The sequence below is a fragment of the Photorhabdus thracensis genome (assembly GCF_001010285.1).
GTDB lineage: Bacteria > Pseudomonadota > Gammaproteobacteria > Enterobacterales > Enterobacteriaceae > Photorhabdus > Photorhabdus temperata.
The window spans coordinates 2,130,180-2,145,046 of sequence record NZ_CP011104.1; the positions used below are offsets into that span (position 1 = coordinate 2,130,180).

Sequence of the window (14,867 nt, forward strand, 5' to 3'; positions counted from 1 at the left end):
TGAAAATATCAATATCACTTGGCAGGTTTTGGATCATCCTCTGACCATCTTAACGAATTTAATGTTACTGCCAACTCTTTTGATAGCCATTGAGAGATCAATTCGATATTGCTTTATGCCATGTTTTTACTCTGCTGATGTTTTGATACTGTTCAGTAAATTATACTGGGGATATTTATGGCAAAAATTATATTATCTCTTACAGTTAGTACAGACGATCTGACCAAAAGTATAAGTGGATATAGTTATGGCATTGTCAGATACGAAAAAGATTATCCTCTGGCTATTTAAGCAAAATAATTCCTCAAAATAATATACAGGAGCCACCTATGATTGATTTACGTAGTGATACTGTTACCCAACCTAGCGAGGCTATGCGTAAGGCCATGGCATTAGCGGAGGTGGGCGATGATGTTTATGGTGATGATCCTAATGTTAACCAGCTTGAACACGAAGGCGCTGTACTGGCTGGTAAGGAAGCTGCGCTGTTTCTGCCTACTGGTACACAAGCTAATTTAGTGGCGTTGCTCACCCATTGCCAGCGAGGTGATGAATATATTGTGGGTCAGAAAGCACATAACTACCTGTATGAAGCGGGTGGTGCTGCCGTATTGGGCGGTATACAGCCGCAACCGATTGATATGGAGGCGGATGGAACATTGCCTCTGGATGTTGTCGCCAGTGTTATCAAGCCAGACGATGTTCATTTCGCCCGGACCCGCTTACTCAGCATAGAAAATACATTCGATGGTAAGGTACTACCACTTGCATATTTGCAGCAGGCCAGAGTCTTTACGCAGGAGAAAGGCTTGGCATTGCACGTTGATGGGGCGCGTATTCTCAATGCGGCTGTGGCGTTAGATGTGCCACTGAGTACTCTTTCTCAGTATTGCGACACTCTGACCATCTGTCTGTCCAAGGGGTTGGGCGCGCCAGTGGGTTCTTTATTGTGTGGTGATGCAGAATACATCAGGCAGGCACGGCGTTGGCGTAAAATGACTGGGGGTGGAATGCGTCAGACGGGAATATTAGCTGCCGCAGCGCGTTATGCATTGCAGCATAATGTTCAACGGTTACGCGAGGACCATGATAATGCCCAGTGGCTTGCTGAACAATTGAGTGCGCTGGGTGTGGAAGTTTTGGCGCCTGGGGCACAGACTAATATGGTATTTTTACGCATACCAGCGCATGAAGCCGCGCAGTTGGGACCTTGGATGAAAGAACGCGGTGTGATTTTGAGCGTAGGTTCTGTCACCCGCTTAGTGACACACCTTGATGTTTCCCGTGCTGATCTTGAGCGATTGATTACGTTATGGCGTGAGTTTCTTACTGTTGCTGAATCTGATAAGCGTGAGAATGTGACGGAAACTCGTGCTATTTATGGTTAAGATTCTGGTTATAAGCAGTTAAGTAAAGTCAGCTCTGAGGCACGTAGATTCAAATGGGTTTTTGGGGAAGGAGTAGGTAATTAACACTACTGCTACGTTTAGCAAAAAGCCTCCTGAACTGCGTGCCTTGAGTGTTTCATAGTCCTGATTGAGCAGGCTCTTAATAAGTTTATTAGCGCTTATCAACGAGGCAGGGCGGGATTTCACTTTGTTTTCCTTACCATATTTAATTCATTTATCAGCGGTTTTAAGCTCCATTTATTTTATATTGATTTAAACCTGCCATAATCATTTAAAATCATGAATAAAGAGGTATTAAAGCTTTTATATCAATGGCAGATTTAACTCAGTAAATGCAATTTTTCATAAGGATAGTTAATGTCATTTAATCGAAAATCATTAACCATTAATAGCGAGTTGAAAAGAAATTTGCACGTAAAAGAATACTATCTGAATAGATAAGTATTCAGGTGTTTTCTCATTCGTTATTTAACACGGGTCCTGTGGAAGACCCCCCAGATCTGTAAACTTTGTGAATGCTACGAGTTGTCAGTGCACTTAAATGTGTTCAAAACACGGTAGATTGTCGCTTCTCCTAGCTTGAACGCCTTTGCCAACTGACCAATCGTAGTTCCAGACTGACGGCGGAGATAAATGTCCTTTCGTATGGTCTCTGTTAATTTAGCGGGACGCCCGAATCTGACACCATTCTCTTTCGCTTTTGAGAGTGTTTTCCAATAGCTGTAAAAAAGTATACTTTTTGATAGATTTAAATTTGATCAAGTCGTTCGATTCGTTTATATTGTTTGAATCATACCATTATTCAATGAGGGGATTGTCATGGATGCTCTTTCTGCCAATAAAGCCAAAACTCAGTTTGGCGACATGCTACTCAAAGCACAACGTGCCCCAATCCAAATAAATAAAAACGGAAAACCTGTCGCGGTGGTTATCTCAATGGATGAGTACGAAAGTCTTGAAACACTCCGATTAAAATTATTACAGTCAAGAGCGGCGCAGGCCTGCGTTGATATTGAAACCGGTAACACCGCCGATGGCGAAGCCTTCTTGAATGAACTGCGATCAGGTCAGTACGATTAGAACTTAACATATTGAAGAGAAAAAAATGACTGTAGCCGGGCTGAGTGCAGAACAATTACAGCGGGTGAAGCATATTCACGACTGTGTTACCCGTTTTCCTCTTACCGAAATCGGCGATGCGCAATGACTGAAAACGTGTTACGACTATATGGATATATTCAAACAGGTGATAGACAGTGCATCAACTGCCCAATTGGATGATATCTGCCAGCAATACACCGGGTTTTTCCGATTCGGCAAACTGATGGAAATGCTGGCTCAGGGTATTGTTGAGGGCATTATCGACGTTTCCAGGGATCATTAACCATAATGGACATACCAAACTACCGCTTAACGCCTGATGCACAGGCCGATCTTATTGAAATCCGCCGTTTTACTGTACAGCAATGGGGTAAGATGCAATCGGAAAAATACCTGTCAGAACTTCAACAAACCTTTCGTTTGCTGGCTGTTACCCCTGCTCTGGGGAGAGGCAGGCCGGACGTGGGAGCGGAAGTATTGAGTTTCCCTCATGTCAGTCATGTTATTTATTACATAATCCATGAACAGCAACCCGTTATATTTGGTGTACTGCACAAACGAATGGTGCCCGTAAATCATCTGGGCGGACGCGGGATGATTTGACTGTTTGGCCTCACTGAATCCGGGACTCACAATGGAAAATATCAAGCGTATTCACTTATTATCCAGTACAGAAATCGAAGAACTCTATGCCCGTCCCGAATTCAATGATCACGAACAAAACCTGTATTTTTCCTTAAGTCTGGCAGAACGGGCTGCTCTCGAACAGTTCCGTAATACCCAGACCCGTATCCATTTCATCCTGCAACTGGGCTATTTCAAGGCTAAACAACAGTTTTTCAACCTGTCACTTGATGATGTCAGCCATGATGTTCAGTATATTGTGGCCACTTATTATAGCGATACTGATGTGGCCCTGTTCAAAGGCACACTCTCCCGCAAATATATGCGCAGTCAGCGACAGGCAATACTCTCGCTCTTTGGTTACCGAAACTGGTCTCCTCAATATACGGCTGAAATAGAATCTCATCTCGCCTATTTGTTGCGTTACTATCCCAAAGGGCACAATGCGTTTCGTCAACTACTGGCGTACTTTGGGTATCAAAAGTTGATGATTCCGTCCTACCGAATACTACAGGATATGTTCAGCCACGCATCTCCAGCCCGGCTACACGGGTTACCAGAGATGGCTTTACTGGCGCTTCCATGCCGTCATTGCAGAGTATTGAGGCGTAATACTTGCCTGTTGCCGTGCGAGTGATTGTGATGCTTTTCACTTCCCCGTTAATTTCACGATGCAGCCGGGCTTCTACCGGCGGTAATTTCGGTATTTTGATTGCACCGTCAAGCACTTTTACCCCGACACAATGATAGCTGGATTGCTTACCGTGCTTACGTTTAAATGCCGGGAAACGCGCTTTCAACTTCGGATTAAAGAAGTTATCAAACGCGGTATTCAGGTTAATCACCGCCTGCTGCAAGGTAATAGAATCATATTCTTTAAGCCAGACATATTTACGGGATTTTTTTGCCACTGCCAGCAAAAGCTTCAGGTCTTTACGCGGGTTTAAATTTACGCCGTAACGCTGATAAGCGTGTTTTTTGATGTGCAGAGCCTTGTTGTACGCGAAACGGACCGCACCGAACTGGGCGTTAAGATACTCCGCCTGCTCTGATGTGGGGGAGATGCGTATTTTGGTGGCTCTTAACATATTCAGCGCTCATTGATAGAGTGTATTCATTTTAGCCTGTTTTACAGGCAGATATCAATTCAGTCAGGATACGTCGCAGTAGCCAGCCCTAAAGCCCTTTGGGCTTTTCTCCTGGTATCCCCGTCCGCACTGGGCAAGGGTTTACGGCGGTTTTTGCTAACTCTTTTAACTTCCGGGTAATGGTATTTCGTCCCCAACCCAACAGCCGTGCAGCATCCTGCTTATGTCCTTGGGTATGTTTAAGCGCGCAGTTAAGTAAAGTACGTTCTAGCAATGGTAAGGCTTCAGATAGCAGATTCTGTTGACCTTTCTCCAACGCATTTGTTGCCCAGTGAGCGAGTAACTGCGGCCAGTTTTCCGGCATTGTTGTTGTCAATACTGCCATGCTGGTTTCAGGGTGATGGGTTTCAAATAATTCAGATGGCAAATCTTGTACTAATACTTCCTGGCTTGCTGCCATCACAGTCAGCCAGCGGCAGATGTTTTCTAACTGGCGAACATTGCCCGGCCAGGATAAGCGCATTAAAGCAATTTCTGCGTTGGGGTGGAGAATTTTTGCTTCTACGCCCAGCTCTTTGGCAGTCTGTTGCAGGAAATGACGGGTCAGACGAGGGATATCTTCCACTCTGTCACGCAGGGGAGGTAACTGCATACGAATAACATTCAAACGGTGGTACAGATCTTCACGGAATAGGCCTTTTTCTACTAAACGTTCTAAATCCTGATGAGTCGCAGCAATAATCCGCACATCCACTTTCACGGGGGCATAGCCGCCAACCCGGTAAAACTGGCCTTCAGCCAATACCCGTAACAGGCGGGTCTGAATGTCTAATGGCATATCACCAATTTCATCAAGAAATAACGAACCACGATTGGCCTGTTCAAATCGGCCATGACGTACTTGATTGGCGCCGGTAAAAGCCCCTTTCTCATGACCAAACAACTCTGATTCAATCAGATCGTTGGGAATCGCTGCCATATTGAGTGCAATAAATGGTTCATGGGCTCTTGGGCTGTGGCGGTGCAGGGCATGGGCCACCAGCTCTTTACCTGTGCCGGATTCGCCATTAATCAACACACTGATCGAGGAGCGGGAAAGGCGGCCAATGATGCGGTAAACATCTTGCATAGCCGGCGCTTCACCTATCATGTCGGAAACCGGTGTAATGACCTGTGGATTTTTAGCGGGTTGATTCTGTTCGCGGGAGTGGCTAAGTGCCCGTTCCAGCAGTGCGACAGCTTCATCAATATCAAAGGGTTTTGGTAAGTAATCAAAAGCACCTTGTTGATAGGCACTGACTGCGGCATCCAGATCAGAATGGGCGGTCATAATGATGACCGGCAGCAACGGGTGACTCTGCTTGATATTATTCAGCAGGTGTAAGCCGTTCATTCCCGGCATACGGATATCAGAAATCAGGACATCCGGTGTGTTTTGGGTCAGTGCGGTCAGTACACTGTCAGCGTCTGCGAAACTGATGCATTCCGTCCCCGTGTTACTTAGCGCCCGTTCAAGTACCCAGCGGATTGAGTTGTCATCATCAACGATCCAGATTTTTCCTCGTTGCATAGCTATCCTCTATTTCTTGATCGGTAAGTAGATGGAAAATTCTGTGTGCCCCGGCCAACTGGTAAATTCTATTTTTCCAAGGTGCTGATCTATCAAATTGCGGGCAATGGATAGACCAAGACCAGTTCCGCCTTCATGAGCACTGACCATCGGGTAAAACAGGGTGTCCTGAATCTGTGGCGGGATACCCGGCCCGTTGTCTGCCACATCTATTCTAGCGGCCAGACGATAGCGCTTACCATGCAGGGTGATTTGGAAAGCGGTACGGGTACGCAGGGTAATAGTGCCACCCTGTGGGCCCAGAGCTTGTAAGGCGTTACGAGTGATGTTCAGCAGCACTTGCTCAATCTGATCAGGATAGTGAGCCAGTTCCGGCAGACTCGGATCGTAATCTTTTATCAGGGTTACGTTATCCGGCATCTCCAGCGAGACTAATTGATAGACCCGTTCAGCAACATAATGAATGCTTTGTTTAATTTGTTCGCCCGGATGTTGTGGGCCAAGTAATCTGTCTACCAGATGACGCAATCGGTCCGCTTGTTCAATAATCACCTGGGTGTATTCCTGCAAAGCAGGATTGGGCAGCGCTCTTGAAAGTAATTGCGCGGCTCCCCTCAGCCCACCGAGGGGATTTTTAATTTCATGTGCCAGCCCCCGAACCAATTCCCGTGCCGCTATCTGCTGGGCTTGTTGTACCTGCTCTTGGCTTAACCGGCGTTGACTATCCATAGGCGCCAGTTCCAGCAAAATGAACTGCTCGGAAATGGGTTGGGCACTGAGCGACATAATGTGAGAGCGATTATTAACCACTAGCGTCACTTCGTTGTCCGTAAAACTCTGACCGCTGACTAAACTGGAGCGCATCAGCGCTGTATCCAGTGAAAAGTAACTGAACAGTACTGGAAGAGGTGTACCTAATAGTTTACGGGCACTCTGAGCTAATAGTTGCAGCGCTGCATGGTTGGCATAGCGGATCACGAGATCGGTATCCAGCACCAGTACGCTGTTAATCAGTGAGTTTAATATTTGCCCAGTATCGGGTAGATTTTCCGTTTTCATTCACACTCCCGCACCTTTTTGGTGCACTGTATCATATTCGAGCGTAAAACCCAGCCAAAGCCTGAACTCAGAGAATAGGAAAAAGGCCCATCCGAAGATGGGCTAAAGGTTTCACGGCAACAAAAAATGATCAGCGGAAACGGCGCTAGTAATTACACGCTGTAATACAGTTCAAACTCCAGTGGATGTGGTGTCAGGCGGACACGTTCCATTTCACTGTTTTTCAATTCAATATAAGCATCAATGGCGTCATCGGTGAAGACACCACCACGGGTCAGGAACTCGCGGTCAGTATCCAATGCTGCCAATGCTTCATCTAGGGAAGACGCGACGGTTGGGATCTCTTTGGCTTCTTCCGGTGGCAGGTCATACAGGTTTTTATCCATCGCATCACCCGGATGGATTTTATTGATGATACCGTCAAGGCCAGCCATCAACTGAGCGGCAAAGGCCAAATAAGGGTTAGCTGCCGGGTCAGGGAAACGTACTTCAATACGGCGGGCCTTGGTGCTGGCGACAACCGGAATACGGATGGATGCAGAACGGTTACGGGCAGAGTAGGCCAGCATAACCGGTGCTTCATAGCCCGGAACCAGACGTTTATAGGAGTTGGTTGTCGGGTTGGTAAATGCGTTTAGTGCACGGGCATGTTTGATAATACCGCCAATGTAGAACAGCGCCAGTTCAGACAGACCACCGTATTTGTCACCGGCAAACAGGTTGGTGCCGTTTTTGGACAGGGACATATGACAGTGCATGCCGGAGCCGTTATCACCAACCAGTGGTTTTGGCATGAAGGTGGCGGTTTTGCCAAAATTGTGCGCCACATTATGTACGACGTATTTGTAAATCTGGGTTTCGTCAGCCTTTTTGGTCATGGTGTTGAAGCGGGTTGCGATTTCATTTTGACCGGCAGTGCCAACTTCATGATGGTGAGCTTCCACAACCAGTCCCATCGCTTCCATCGTCAGGCACATGGCTGAACGTAAATCCTGAGAAGAATCAACTGGAGGCAGCGGGGCGTAACCGCCTTTTACCGCAGGCCGGTGGCCTTTGTTACCCCCTTCGTATCGAGTTCCAGAGTTCCATGCTGCTTCAATATCATCAATATGGTAGTAGGAACCGGACATAGAACTGCCGAAGCGTATGTCGTCAAACAGGAAAAACTCAGGTTCAGGCCCACACAGGACGGTATCTGCAATGCCGCTTGAGCGCAAAAAATCTTCAGCGCGTTTGCAGATGGAGCGTGGATCACGTTCATAGCCTTGCATCGTGCCGGGTTCCAGAATGTCGCAACGGAGGATCAGAGTGGCATCATCAAAGAACGGATCAAGCATGGCTGTATTTGGATCTGGCATCAGCACCATGTCGGATTCGTTAATACCTTTCCAACCGTGAATTGAAGATCCGTCGAACATTTTTCCATCTTCAAAGAAGTCCGCATCAACCTGATGAGCAGGAATGGTCATATGTTGTTCTTTGCCTTTGGTATCAGTGAAACGTAAATCAATAAACTTCACCTGATGCTCTTCAATCATGGTTAAAACATGTTCAGCGGACATACTCGGTTTCTCCTGGTTTGTGTCGGTCTTGATAAAATGGTTTTAGATTAAGACTTAAAGAAAACACAGTTACATTGTTTTACCTTAACAAGGCTATTTACGCGTTTGCAAACTTGTCGTTGTAAAAAACAATCTTATTAGATGAGAAAAACAATTGCGAAAAGCGTGCCAACTTTCTGACACCTTGCAATATACTGTGTTATGGGTATCCCTATGGGGAGATACTTTAATATTCAGTAAAATCGCACTGTATTGGTGCGATTGTGTTACTGTCCTGCACTCTGTTGGTGCATTTTTATCAATAGTGCATCTTTTATAGGCGTGAAAGGGATCACACTTCCATTGGTATCAAGTTGTTAAGAACAGATTCTTGTGATCCTGTTTAGTCCCTCGACCAATGTGTGTACAATAGCGCGCTATTTCTAAATGCCTGAGGCAAAGTTTGTGATCGAAAAATTGCGTAATATCGCCATTATCGCGCATGTTGACCATGGTAAAACGACCTTGGTTGACAAGCTGCTGCAACAATCCGGTACTTTCGGTGACCGTGCGACAGCGACAGAACGTGTGATGGACTCCAATGACTTGGAGAAAGAGCGTGGAATTACTATCCTCGCAAAAAATACCGCCATTAAATGGAATGACTACCGTATTAATATCGTAGACACTCCGGGACATGCCGATTTCGGCGGTGAAGTAGAACGTGTTATGTCTATGGTTGACAGTGTACTGTTGCTGGTTGATGCCATGGATGGGCCTATGCCTCAGACCCGTTTTGTAACGCAGAAAGCGTTCGCTCATGGTTTAAAACCTATTGTTGTTATCAACAAAGTTGACCGTCCTGGCGCGCGTCCTGATTGGGTTGTCGATCAGGTGTTTGACCTGTTTGTGAACCTGGGCGCGACTGACGAACAACTGGATTTCCCAATTATCTATGCATCTGCATTGATGGGAATCGCTGGCATTGATCATGCTGATATGGCCGAAGATATGACGCCGTTGTATCAAGCAATTGTCGATCATGTAGAACCACCTAAAGTTGACCTTAATGGTTCATTCCAGATGCAGATTTCTCAGCTGGACTACAACAACTATGTTGGTGTTATCGGTATTGGTCGTATTAAGCGCGGTACGGTTAAACCAAACCAGAACGTGACGATTGTTGATAGCGAAGGTAAAACCCGGAACGGCAAAATTGGTAAAGTTCTGGGCCATTTGGGCCTGGAGCGTATTGAGAGTGAGCAAGCGGAAGCGGGTGACATCGTTGCGATTACCGGTTTAGGTGAGCTGAATATCTCCGATACCCTGTGTGACACCAGCGTTGTTGAAGCCCTGCCACCACTGGCTGTTGATGAGCCGACGGTAAGCATGTTCTTCTGTGTTAACACCTCTCCTTTCTGTGGTCGTGAAGGTAAATATGTCACTTCACGTCAGATCCTTGAGCGCCTGAAGAAAGAGCTGGTTCACAACGTCGCACTGCGTGTCGACGAAACTGAAGATCCAGATGCGTTCCGTGTTTCTGGCCGTGGTGAACTGCACTTATCTGTTCTGATTGAGAACATGCGCCGTGAAGGTTTTGAACTGGCGGTATCCCGTCCGAAAGTTATCTTCCGTGAGATCGATGGCCGTAAGCAAGAGCCATTCGAGCAGGTGACTCTGGATATTGAAGAGCAGCATCAGGGTAATGTGATGCAGGCGCTGGGTGAGCGTAAAGCTGATCTGCGCGATATGTTGCCAGACGGTAAAGGCCGTGTGCGCCTTGATTACATTATTCCAAGCCGTGGTTTGATTGGTTTCCGGACTGAGTTCCTGACTATGACCTCGGGTACTGGCCTGTTGTACGCAACATTCAGCCACTATGATGATATTCGTGCAGGTGAAATCGGTCGCCGTCAGAACGGTGTCATGATTTCCAATGGTCAGGGTAAAGCGGTTGCTTATGCGCTTTACAGCTTGCAGGATCGTGGTAAGTTGTTCCTCGGTCATGGTGCGGAAGTGTATGAAGGCCAGGTGATCGGCATTCACTCCCGTTCCAATGACCTGACAGTTAACTGCCTGACAGGTAAGAAACTGACAAACGTCCGTGCGTCTGGTACTGACGAAGCGACAACCTTGTCTCCACATATTAAGAAAACCTTGGAACAGGCTCTGGAGTTTATTGATGATGACGAGCTGGTAGAAGTGACTCCTGTGTCGATTCGCCTGCGTAAACGCCATCTGACAGAAAACGACCGTCGTCGTGCGCATCGCAGTAAAGAGGCGTAATCTTTCCTGCCATGCAAATGCTTAGGGCGCCAATGGCGCCCTGAGTTTTTTAGGATTTATTTATTCAGTTAAATATATCTGAGATTATTTACCCAGCAATTGATAATACGTTGGGTTGTCATCACATTGCCCGCCGCCACACTCCAAAATGGTAGAGATCAAATTTGCTGTAATCAATACGACAAATATACCAATAATAATCTGAACGAAAACAGACTTACTTTCCTTTTCTTCGGTCGTTTTTTCCAGACTTTTCAATATCAGCATGACTGATATGGCGATAATAGCGATAACTGAGGAGATGAGAGCCCAAGTATAAAAATGTATACCAAAAAGTACAGAGCCATAACCGATATCGCCAGGTGTGATATGTAAAAACACTTGTCGGATTGCAATAATTCCGGTCACGATACTGCCGATAAGCGCAATGCCATAATGCGCGCTTTTTATACCAAAACGGAGATTAAACAGGAAACCAAATCCTATCATGATCATGCCTGTCCGCTGTAGCAGACATAATGGGCAAGGGAGTTCGGAAAGGACCAGCTGATAATAGAAGGCAACGGTAAGTGCGGCACAAATACCAAATAATCCAATGATGTTGAATATCATGCCGTAGCTGATCGTCTGTTTTGTTGATAATACCTGATTCATCAAATTGTCTCCCGTTAAAAAGATAGATTTAGCGAATCAGTCGCATGATGAATAAACCAGGCTATGGTTGTCACCAGAAGAAGGCTCCATAAAGCATAGCTAATTTTATTCTTTCCAACCAGGGTGGTTATGACCGCAAATAATGCGATCAAAAACGGTAAAAACATGTACATGGTTCACTCTCCTATAATGCTAAAAATATTCAAAACCTTCACCTGAGTAGATAGTCTTCTTCAGGGGAGGAATTCATAATACCAAGCTTGATATTGCTTGCTTCGATATAAGCGATCAATCATCCAAAGACCGGTTGACCATAAAGAAACACTTTGGTGCCGTTAATGAGGTCAACTCTCTGCTGGTCTATTCGTACCGTGCTGCAAATAATAATTGTAGTCAATTTTTATTGTATTTTCCATCACCTGGAATAATGAGTGTAATGCCATTTGAAAGCGCTGTTTATGCTTTAATTAGCTGTTTTTTATTTAATAGTTAAGTAGGCAATGATTATGGGAGGTGAATTGCATCCCTGCTTTAAGGTTTTCTCATTTATTATCATTACTGATGGTGTTGTCTTTAAAACGTTTCGCGTTCTGGCTGGTGTTGGGATGCCCTTTCAGGTAAGAAGTCATTGGTTGGGTGTTCATCACTTATAAAGAAGTTTTCCCAGTTGTTTACGACAGGGGAAATGATCCTTTCTTTAACCAATTGCTCTGATTGTAGTGTTTTTAACATTATCAAGGAACCTAACCTCAGTGGAAATTAAAACCCCTCGATGTTTTACCGTGAGGGGTTGTTATTAATGTTTTCTTTAGTTTTTACTCATTTAATGCTTCGGCTTCTATATTATCAGAAGCTGATTGAGAGCGGACTTTCGCAAAGAAGACAATCGTTACAATCACCATTGCCGCCAGGCCGATGATGACAGAGACATTCCAATCCAGAGCAAAACCTTCTGGCGCGAATGCCAGATAGGTGAAGCATACTGCGGTCATAAACATGGCCGGCAGGGTGGTAATCCAGTGGAATTTATCGCGGCGCAGCAGCCAGGCTGATGCAGCCCACAACATAACCATTGCCGTAGTTTGGTTCGCCCAACCGAAGTAGCGCCAGATGATATTAAAATCGGTTTTGGTAATCAGATAACCGACAATAAACATGGGCACACTTAATAACAGGCGCTTGGTCATTTGTTGCTGAGGAATATTCAGGAATTCAGCAATAATAAGGCGGGCAGACCGGAATGCCGTATCGCCGGAAGTAATTGGCAGAATCACCACACCAAGGATAGCCAGAATACCGCCGACAGTGCCCAACAATGAAGTAGAAACTTCATGCACAACCAGAGATGCAGTACCTTGATCAATCACTGCCTGCAATGCGTTAGTGTCTTCATAGAAGCTCAGACCCAGCGTACACCAGATCAGTGCGATAATACCTTCACCAATCATTGCACCGTAGAACACAAAACGGCCATTTTTCTCATTCTGCATACAACGCGCCATCAGCGGGGACTGAGTAGCGTGGAAACCCGAAATCGCGCCACAGGCAATCGTGACAAACAACAACGGCCAAACAGGCAGGTCTTTTGGGTTAAAGTTAGTGGTGAAATCCAATCCTTGTGAGTAGAAGGGCTTATCGCTCATAGACAAACCAACCATCAGTGCGACAGACATAAACAGCAACAACGCACCAAATAGTGGGTAGAGGCGGCCGATGATTTTATCAATAGGGACCAGTGTCGCGAGAATATAGTAAGCAAAGATAACGCCAACCCAGATAGCAATGCTATCCCAGCCGATAGACTCTTTTAGTAAGTTGTTCAGTAAGCCTGCTGGACTCAGAACAAATACTACGCCAACCAGCATCAGCAGAATGACAGCAAAGATATTCATGAAATGCTTCATGGCCTTGCCCAGTTCATTACCGACAATGACGGGTACTGATGCTCCACGTGCACGAACACTGAGCATACCAGAGAAATAATCGTGTACTGCACCGGCAAAGATACAGCCGAATACGATCCACAGCATGGCAAGTGGACCATAGAGGGCACCAAGAATCGGGCCGAAAATAGGGCCGACACCGGCAATATTAAGTAACTGAATTAACCAAACTTTTGGGGTGGACATCGCAACATAGTCGACACCATCTGCCATAGAAAGCGCGGGGGTTTTTCTTTCTGGTCGAATGGTGAATATCTTTTCGACAATTTTGCCGTATATGAAATATCCTGCCAGAAGAAGCCCAATACAAAAGAGGAACCACAACATAAAATAACACCTTACTCTATTTTTTTGATCTGGAGGCTACTTTATCGTTTCATAAGAAAAATACCGTGAAGTAATTCGCTTTTTACTTTTCCGTACTGTTTTCTAATTAAAAATACGATTAAAGTAAAAAGTTATTAATTAACCAGGAGGTGGTCATGCTATATATCTTCGATATGGGTAATGTGATTATTGATATTGATTTTAAAAGAGTTTTAGCTGTCTGGAGTAATTTGAGCGGCACACCTCTTGCGACGTTGACTAAAAGTTTCTCTATGGGCGAAACGTTTGAAAAACATGAGCGTGGTCAAATTACTGATCTGGAGTTCGCTGATACTTTATGTCAGGAAATGAATATTTCACTCAGTTTTGAACAGTTTGCTGCCGGATGGCATGCTATTTTTATTGATATTCGTCCTGAAGTCATTCAGATAATGAATAAATTACGTGAAGCAGGGCATCGGGTTGTGGTGTTATCCAACACAAACCGTTTGCACCTGGATTATTGGCCGCATCATTACCCGGAAATTGCGGTATCGGCTGATTACCTCTATCTGTCCCAGGATTTGGCAATGCGCAAACCTGAACCTGATATTTTCAAATATGTTCTTGAGGCAGAAGGTTTCTCACCGGATCAGGCGGTATTTTTTGATGATGTGCTGGAAAATGTAGAGGTGGCCGGTGCGTTAGGCATAAATAGTGTTCATGTTATTGACCGGCAGACAGTCCCGGACTATTTCAAAACAATCGGTTTTTCTGAACAGAAGAGTAATTGAACTGATAATGGGGGATAGTGCACTGATGCTAATATCTAAGGAAAAGTATGATTGCGTTAATCCAGCGAGTAACACAGGCAAATGTTGTTGTTGAGAACGAAATGATCGGGGCAATTGGTCACGGTCTGCTGGTATTGCTGGGTGTTGAAAAAGAAGATGATCAACAAAAGGCAAAACGATTATGTGAGAAAGTGATAGGGTATCGGATATTCAGTGATGAGCAGGGCAAAATGAATCTGAATGTCCAACAAGTTGGCGGCAGTTTACTGGTTGTTTCCCAGTTTACCCTGGCTGCTGATACTCAAAAGGGAATGCGCCCTGGTTTTTCTGGTGGCGCAAGCCCGGATAAGGCTGATGAATTATATCGCTATTTTGTTGAACGATGCCGCCAAAGTGGTATAAAAACAGAAATCGGGCGGTTTGCTGCCGATATGAAAGTCAGTCTGACAAACGATGGACCAGTTACTTTCTGGTTGCAGGTATAGCCACGAA

Annotated in this window: 15 protein-coding genes and 1 pseudogene; 8 read left to right on the forward strand and 8 right to left on the reverse strand. The window is 45.4% G+C overall.

The features are described 5' to 3' along the window. The first annotated feature begins 329 nt into the window (after positions 1–329). Positions 330–1,388: a low-specificity L-threonine aldolase gene (gene ltaE / locus VY86_RS09070; RefSeq protein ID WP_046974729.1), complete on the forward strand. Its 1,059-nt coding sequence runs from the start codon at positions 330–332 to the stop codon at positions 1,386–1,388. 539 nt (positions 1,389–1,927) lie between these two features. Here ltaE and VY86_RS26280 read toward each other — a convergent pair. Further along, entirely contained in the window at positions 1,928–2,143 is a 216-nt protein-coding gene (locus tag VY86_RS26280; protein WP_082111303.1) for a helix-turn-helix domain-containing protein, read from the reverse strand. Between the two features lie 85 nt (positions 2,144–2,228). On the opposite strand from VY86_RS26280, the gene VY86_RS09075 reads away from it, so the two are divergent. The 4 genes from VY86_RS09075 (at position 2,229) to VY86_RS23255 (ending at position 3,771) form a co-directional block, all read left to right on the forward strand. Continuing rightward, positions 2,229–2,489, forward strand: a complete 261-nt coding sequence (locus tag VY86_RS09075) for a type II toxin-antitoxin system Phd/YefM family antitoxin (protein ID WP_046974730.1) — start codon at positions 2,229–2,231, stop codon at positions 2,487–2,489. Positions 2,490–2,637: 148 nt separating this feature from the next. Then, positions 2,638–2,793 (forward strand): arylsulfatase, encoded by a 156-nt coding sequence (locus VY86_RS25760; RefSeq protein ID WP_228939879.1) that lies wholly within the window; start codon positions 2,638–2,640, stop codon positions 2,791–2,793. A 5-nt stretch (positions 2,794–2,798) separates the two neighbouring features. Beyond that, positions 2,799–3,113, forward strand: coding sequence for a type II toxin-antitoxin system RelE/ParE family toxin (locus VY86_RS09085; protein WP_046974731.1), 315 nt, complete (start codon positions 2,799–2,801; stop codon positions 3,111–3,113). A gap of 31 nt (positions 3,114–3,144) precedes the next feature. Beyond that, positions 3,145–3,771 (forward strand): DUF4158 domain-containing protein, encoded by a 627-nt coding sequence (locus tag VY86_RS23255; RefSeq protein ID WP_071881002.1) that lies wholly within the window; start codon positions 3,145–3,147, stop codon positions 3,769–3,771. Here the strand turns inward: VY86_RS23255 and VY86_RS09090 are convergent. The 4 genes and pseudogenes from VY86_RS09090 to glnA form a co-directional block, all read right to left on the reverse strand. Next, a pseudogene (locus VY86_RS09090) lies at positions 3,665–4,222 on the reverse strand (RNA-guided endonuclease InsQ/TnpB family protein); the annotation flags it as partial. The gene VY86_RS23255 and the pseudogene VY86_RS09090 sit on opposite strands and share 107 nt — an antisense overlap. A gap of 88 nt (positions 4,223–4,310) precedes the next feature. Further along, a complete protein-coding gene (gene glnG, locus VY86_RS09095) occupies positions 4,311–5,792 on the reverse strand; it encodes a nitrogen regulation protein NR(I) (RefSeq protein ID WP_228939878.1) in 1,482 nt (493 codons plus the stop codon). A gap of 9 nt (positions 5,793–5,801) precedes the next feature. Further along, entirely contained in the window at positions 5,802–6,851 is a 1,050-nt protein-coding gene (glnL, locus tag VY86_RS09100; RefSeq protein ID WP_046974732.1) for a nitrogen regulation protein NR(II), read from the reverse strand. A gap of 152 nt (positions 6,852–7,003) precedes the next feature. After that, positions 7,004–8,413 (reverse strand): glutamate--ammonia ligase, encoded by a 1,410-nt coding sequence (glnA, locus tag VY86_RS09105; RefSeq protein WP_046974733.1) that lies wholly within the window; start codon positions 8,411–8,413, stop codon positions 7,004–7,006. Positions 8,414–8,839: 426 nt separating this feature from the next. Here glnA and typA point away from each other — a divergent pair, with 426 nt between their 5' ends. Beyond that, the gene (gene typA / locus VY86_RS09110; RefSeq protein ID WP_046974734.1) at positions 8,840–10,678 is read left to right on the forward strand and encodes a ribosome-dependent GTPase TypA; all 1,839 of its coding nucleotides are present in this window, start codon (positions 8,840–8,842) and stop codon (positions 10,676–10,678) included. A gap of 84 nt (positions 10,679–10,762) precedes the next feature. On the opposite strand, the gene VY86_RS09115 is transcribed toward typA, so the two are convergent. The 3 genes from VY86_RS09115 to VY86_RS09125 all read right to left on the reverse strand — a co-directional run bounded on the left by VY86_RS09115 (position 10,763) and on the right by VY86_RS09125 (position 13,602). Continuing rightward, entirely contained in the window at positions 10,763–11,332 is a 570-nt protein-coding gene (locus VY86_RS09115; protein WP_046974735.1) for a disulfide bond formation protein B, read from the reverse strand. 14 nt (positions 11,333–11,346) lie between these two features. After that, the gene (locus VY86_RS25765) at positions 11,347–11,505 is read right to left on the reverse strand and encodes a DUF5993 family protein (RefSeq protein ID WP_324251538.1); all 159 of its coding nucleotides are present in this window, start codon (positions 11,503–11,505) and stop codon (positions 11,347–11,349) included. A 642-nt stretch (positions 11,506–12,147) separates the two neighbouring features. After that, positions 12,148–13,602: a carbon starvation CstA family protein gene (locus VY86_RS09125; protein ID WP_046974736.1), complete on the reverse strand. Its 1,455-nt coding sequence runs from the start codon at positions 13,600–13,602 to the stop codon at positions 12,148–12,150. 155 nt (positions 13,603–13,757) lie between these two features. On the opposite strand from VY86_RS09125, the gene yihX reads away from it, so the two are divergent. Both yihX and dtd read left to right on the forward strand, forming a co-directional pair. Next, positions 13,758–14,375, forward strand: coding sequence for a glucose-1-phosphatase (yihX, locus tag VY86_RS09130; protein WP_046974737.1), 618 nt, complete (start codon positions 13,758–13,760; stop codon positions 14,373–14,375). A gap of 47 nt (positions 14,376–14,422) precedes the next feature. Further along, entirely contained in the window at positions 14,423–14,860 is a 438-nt protein-coding gene (gene dtd, locus VY86_RS09135) for a D-aminoacyl-tRNA deacylase (RefSeq protein WP_046974738.1), read from the forward strand. The last annotated feature ends 7 nt before the right edge of the window (positions 14,861–14,867 follow it).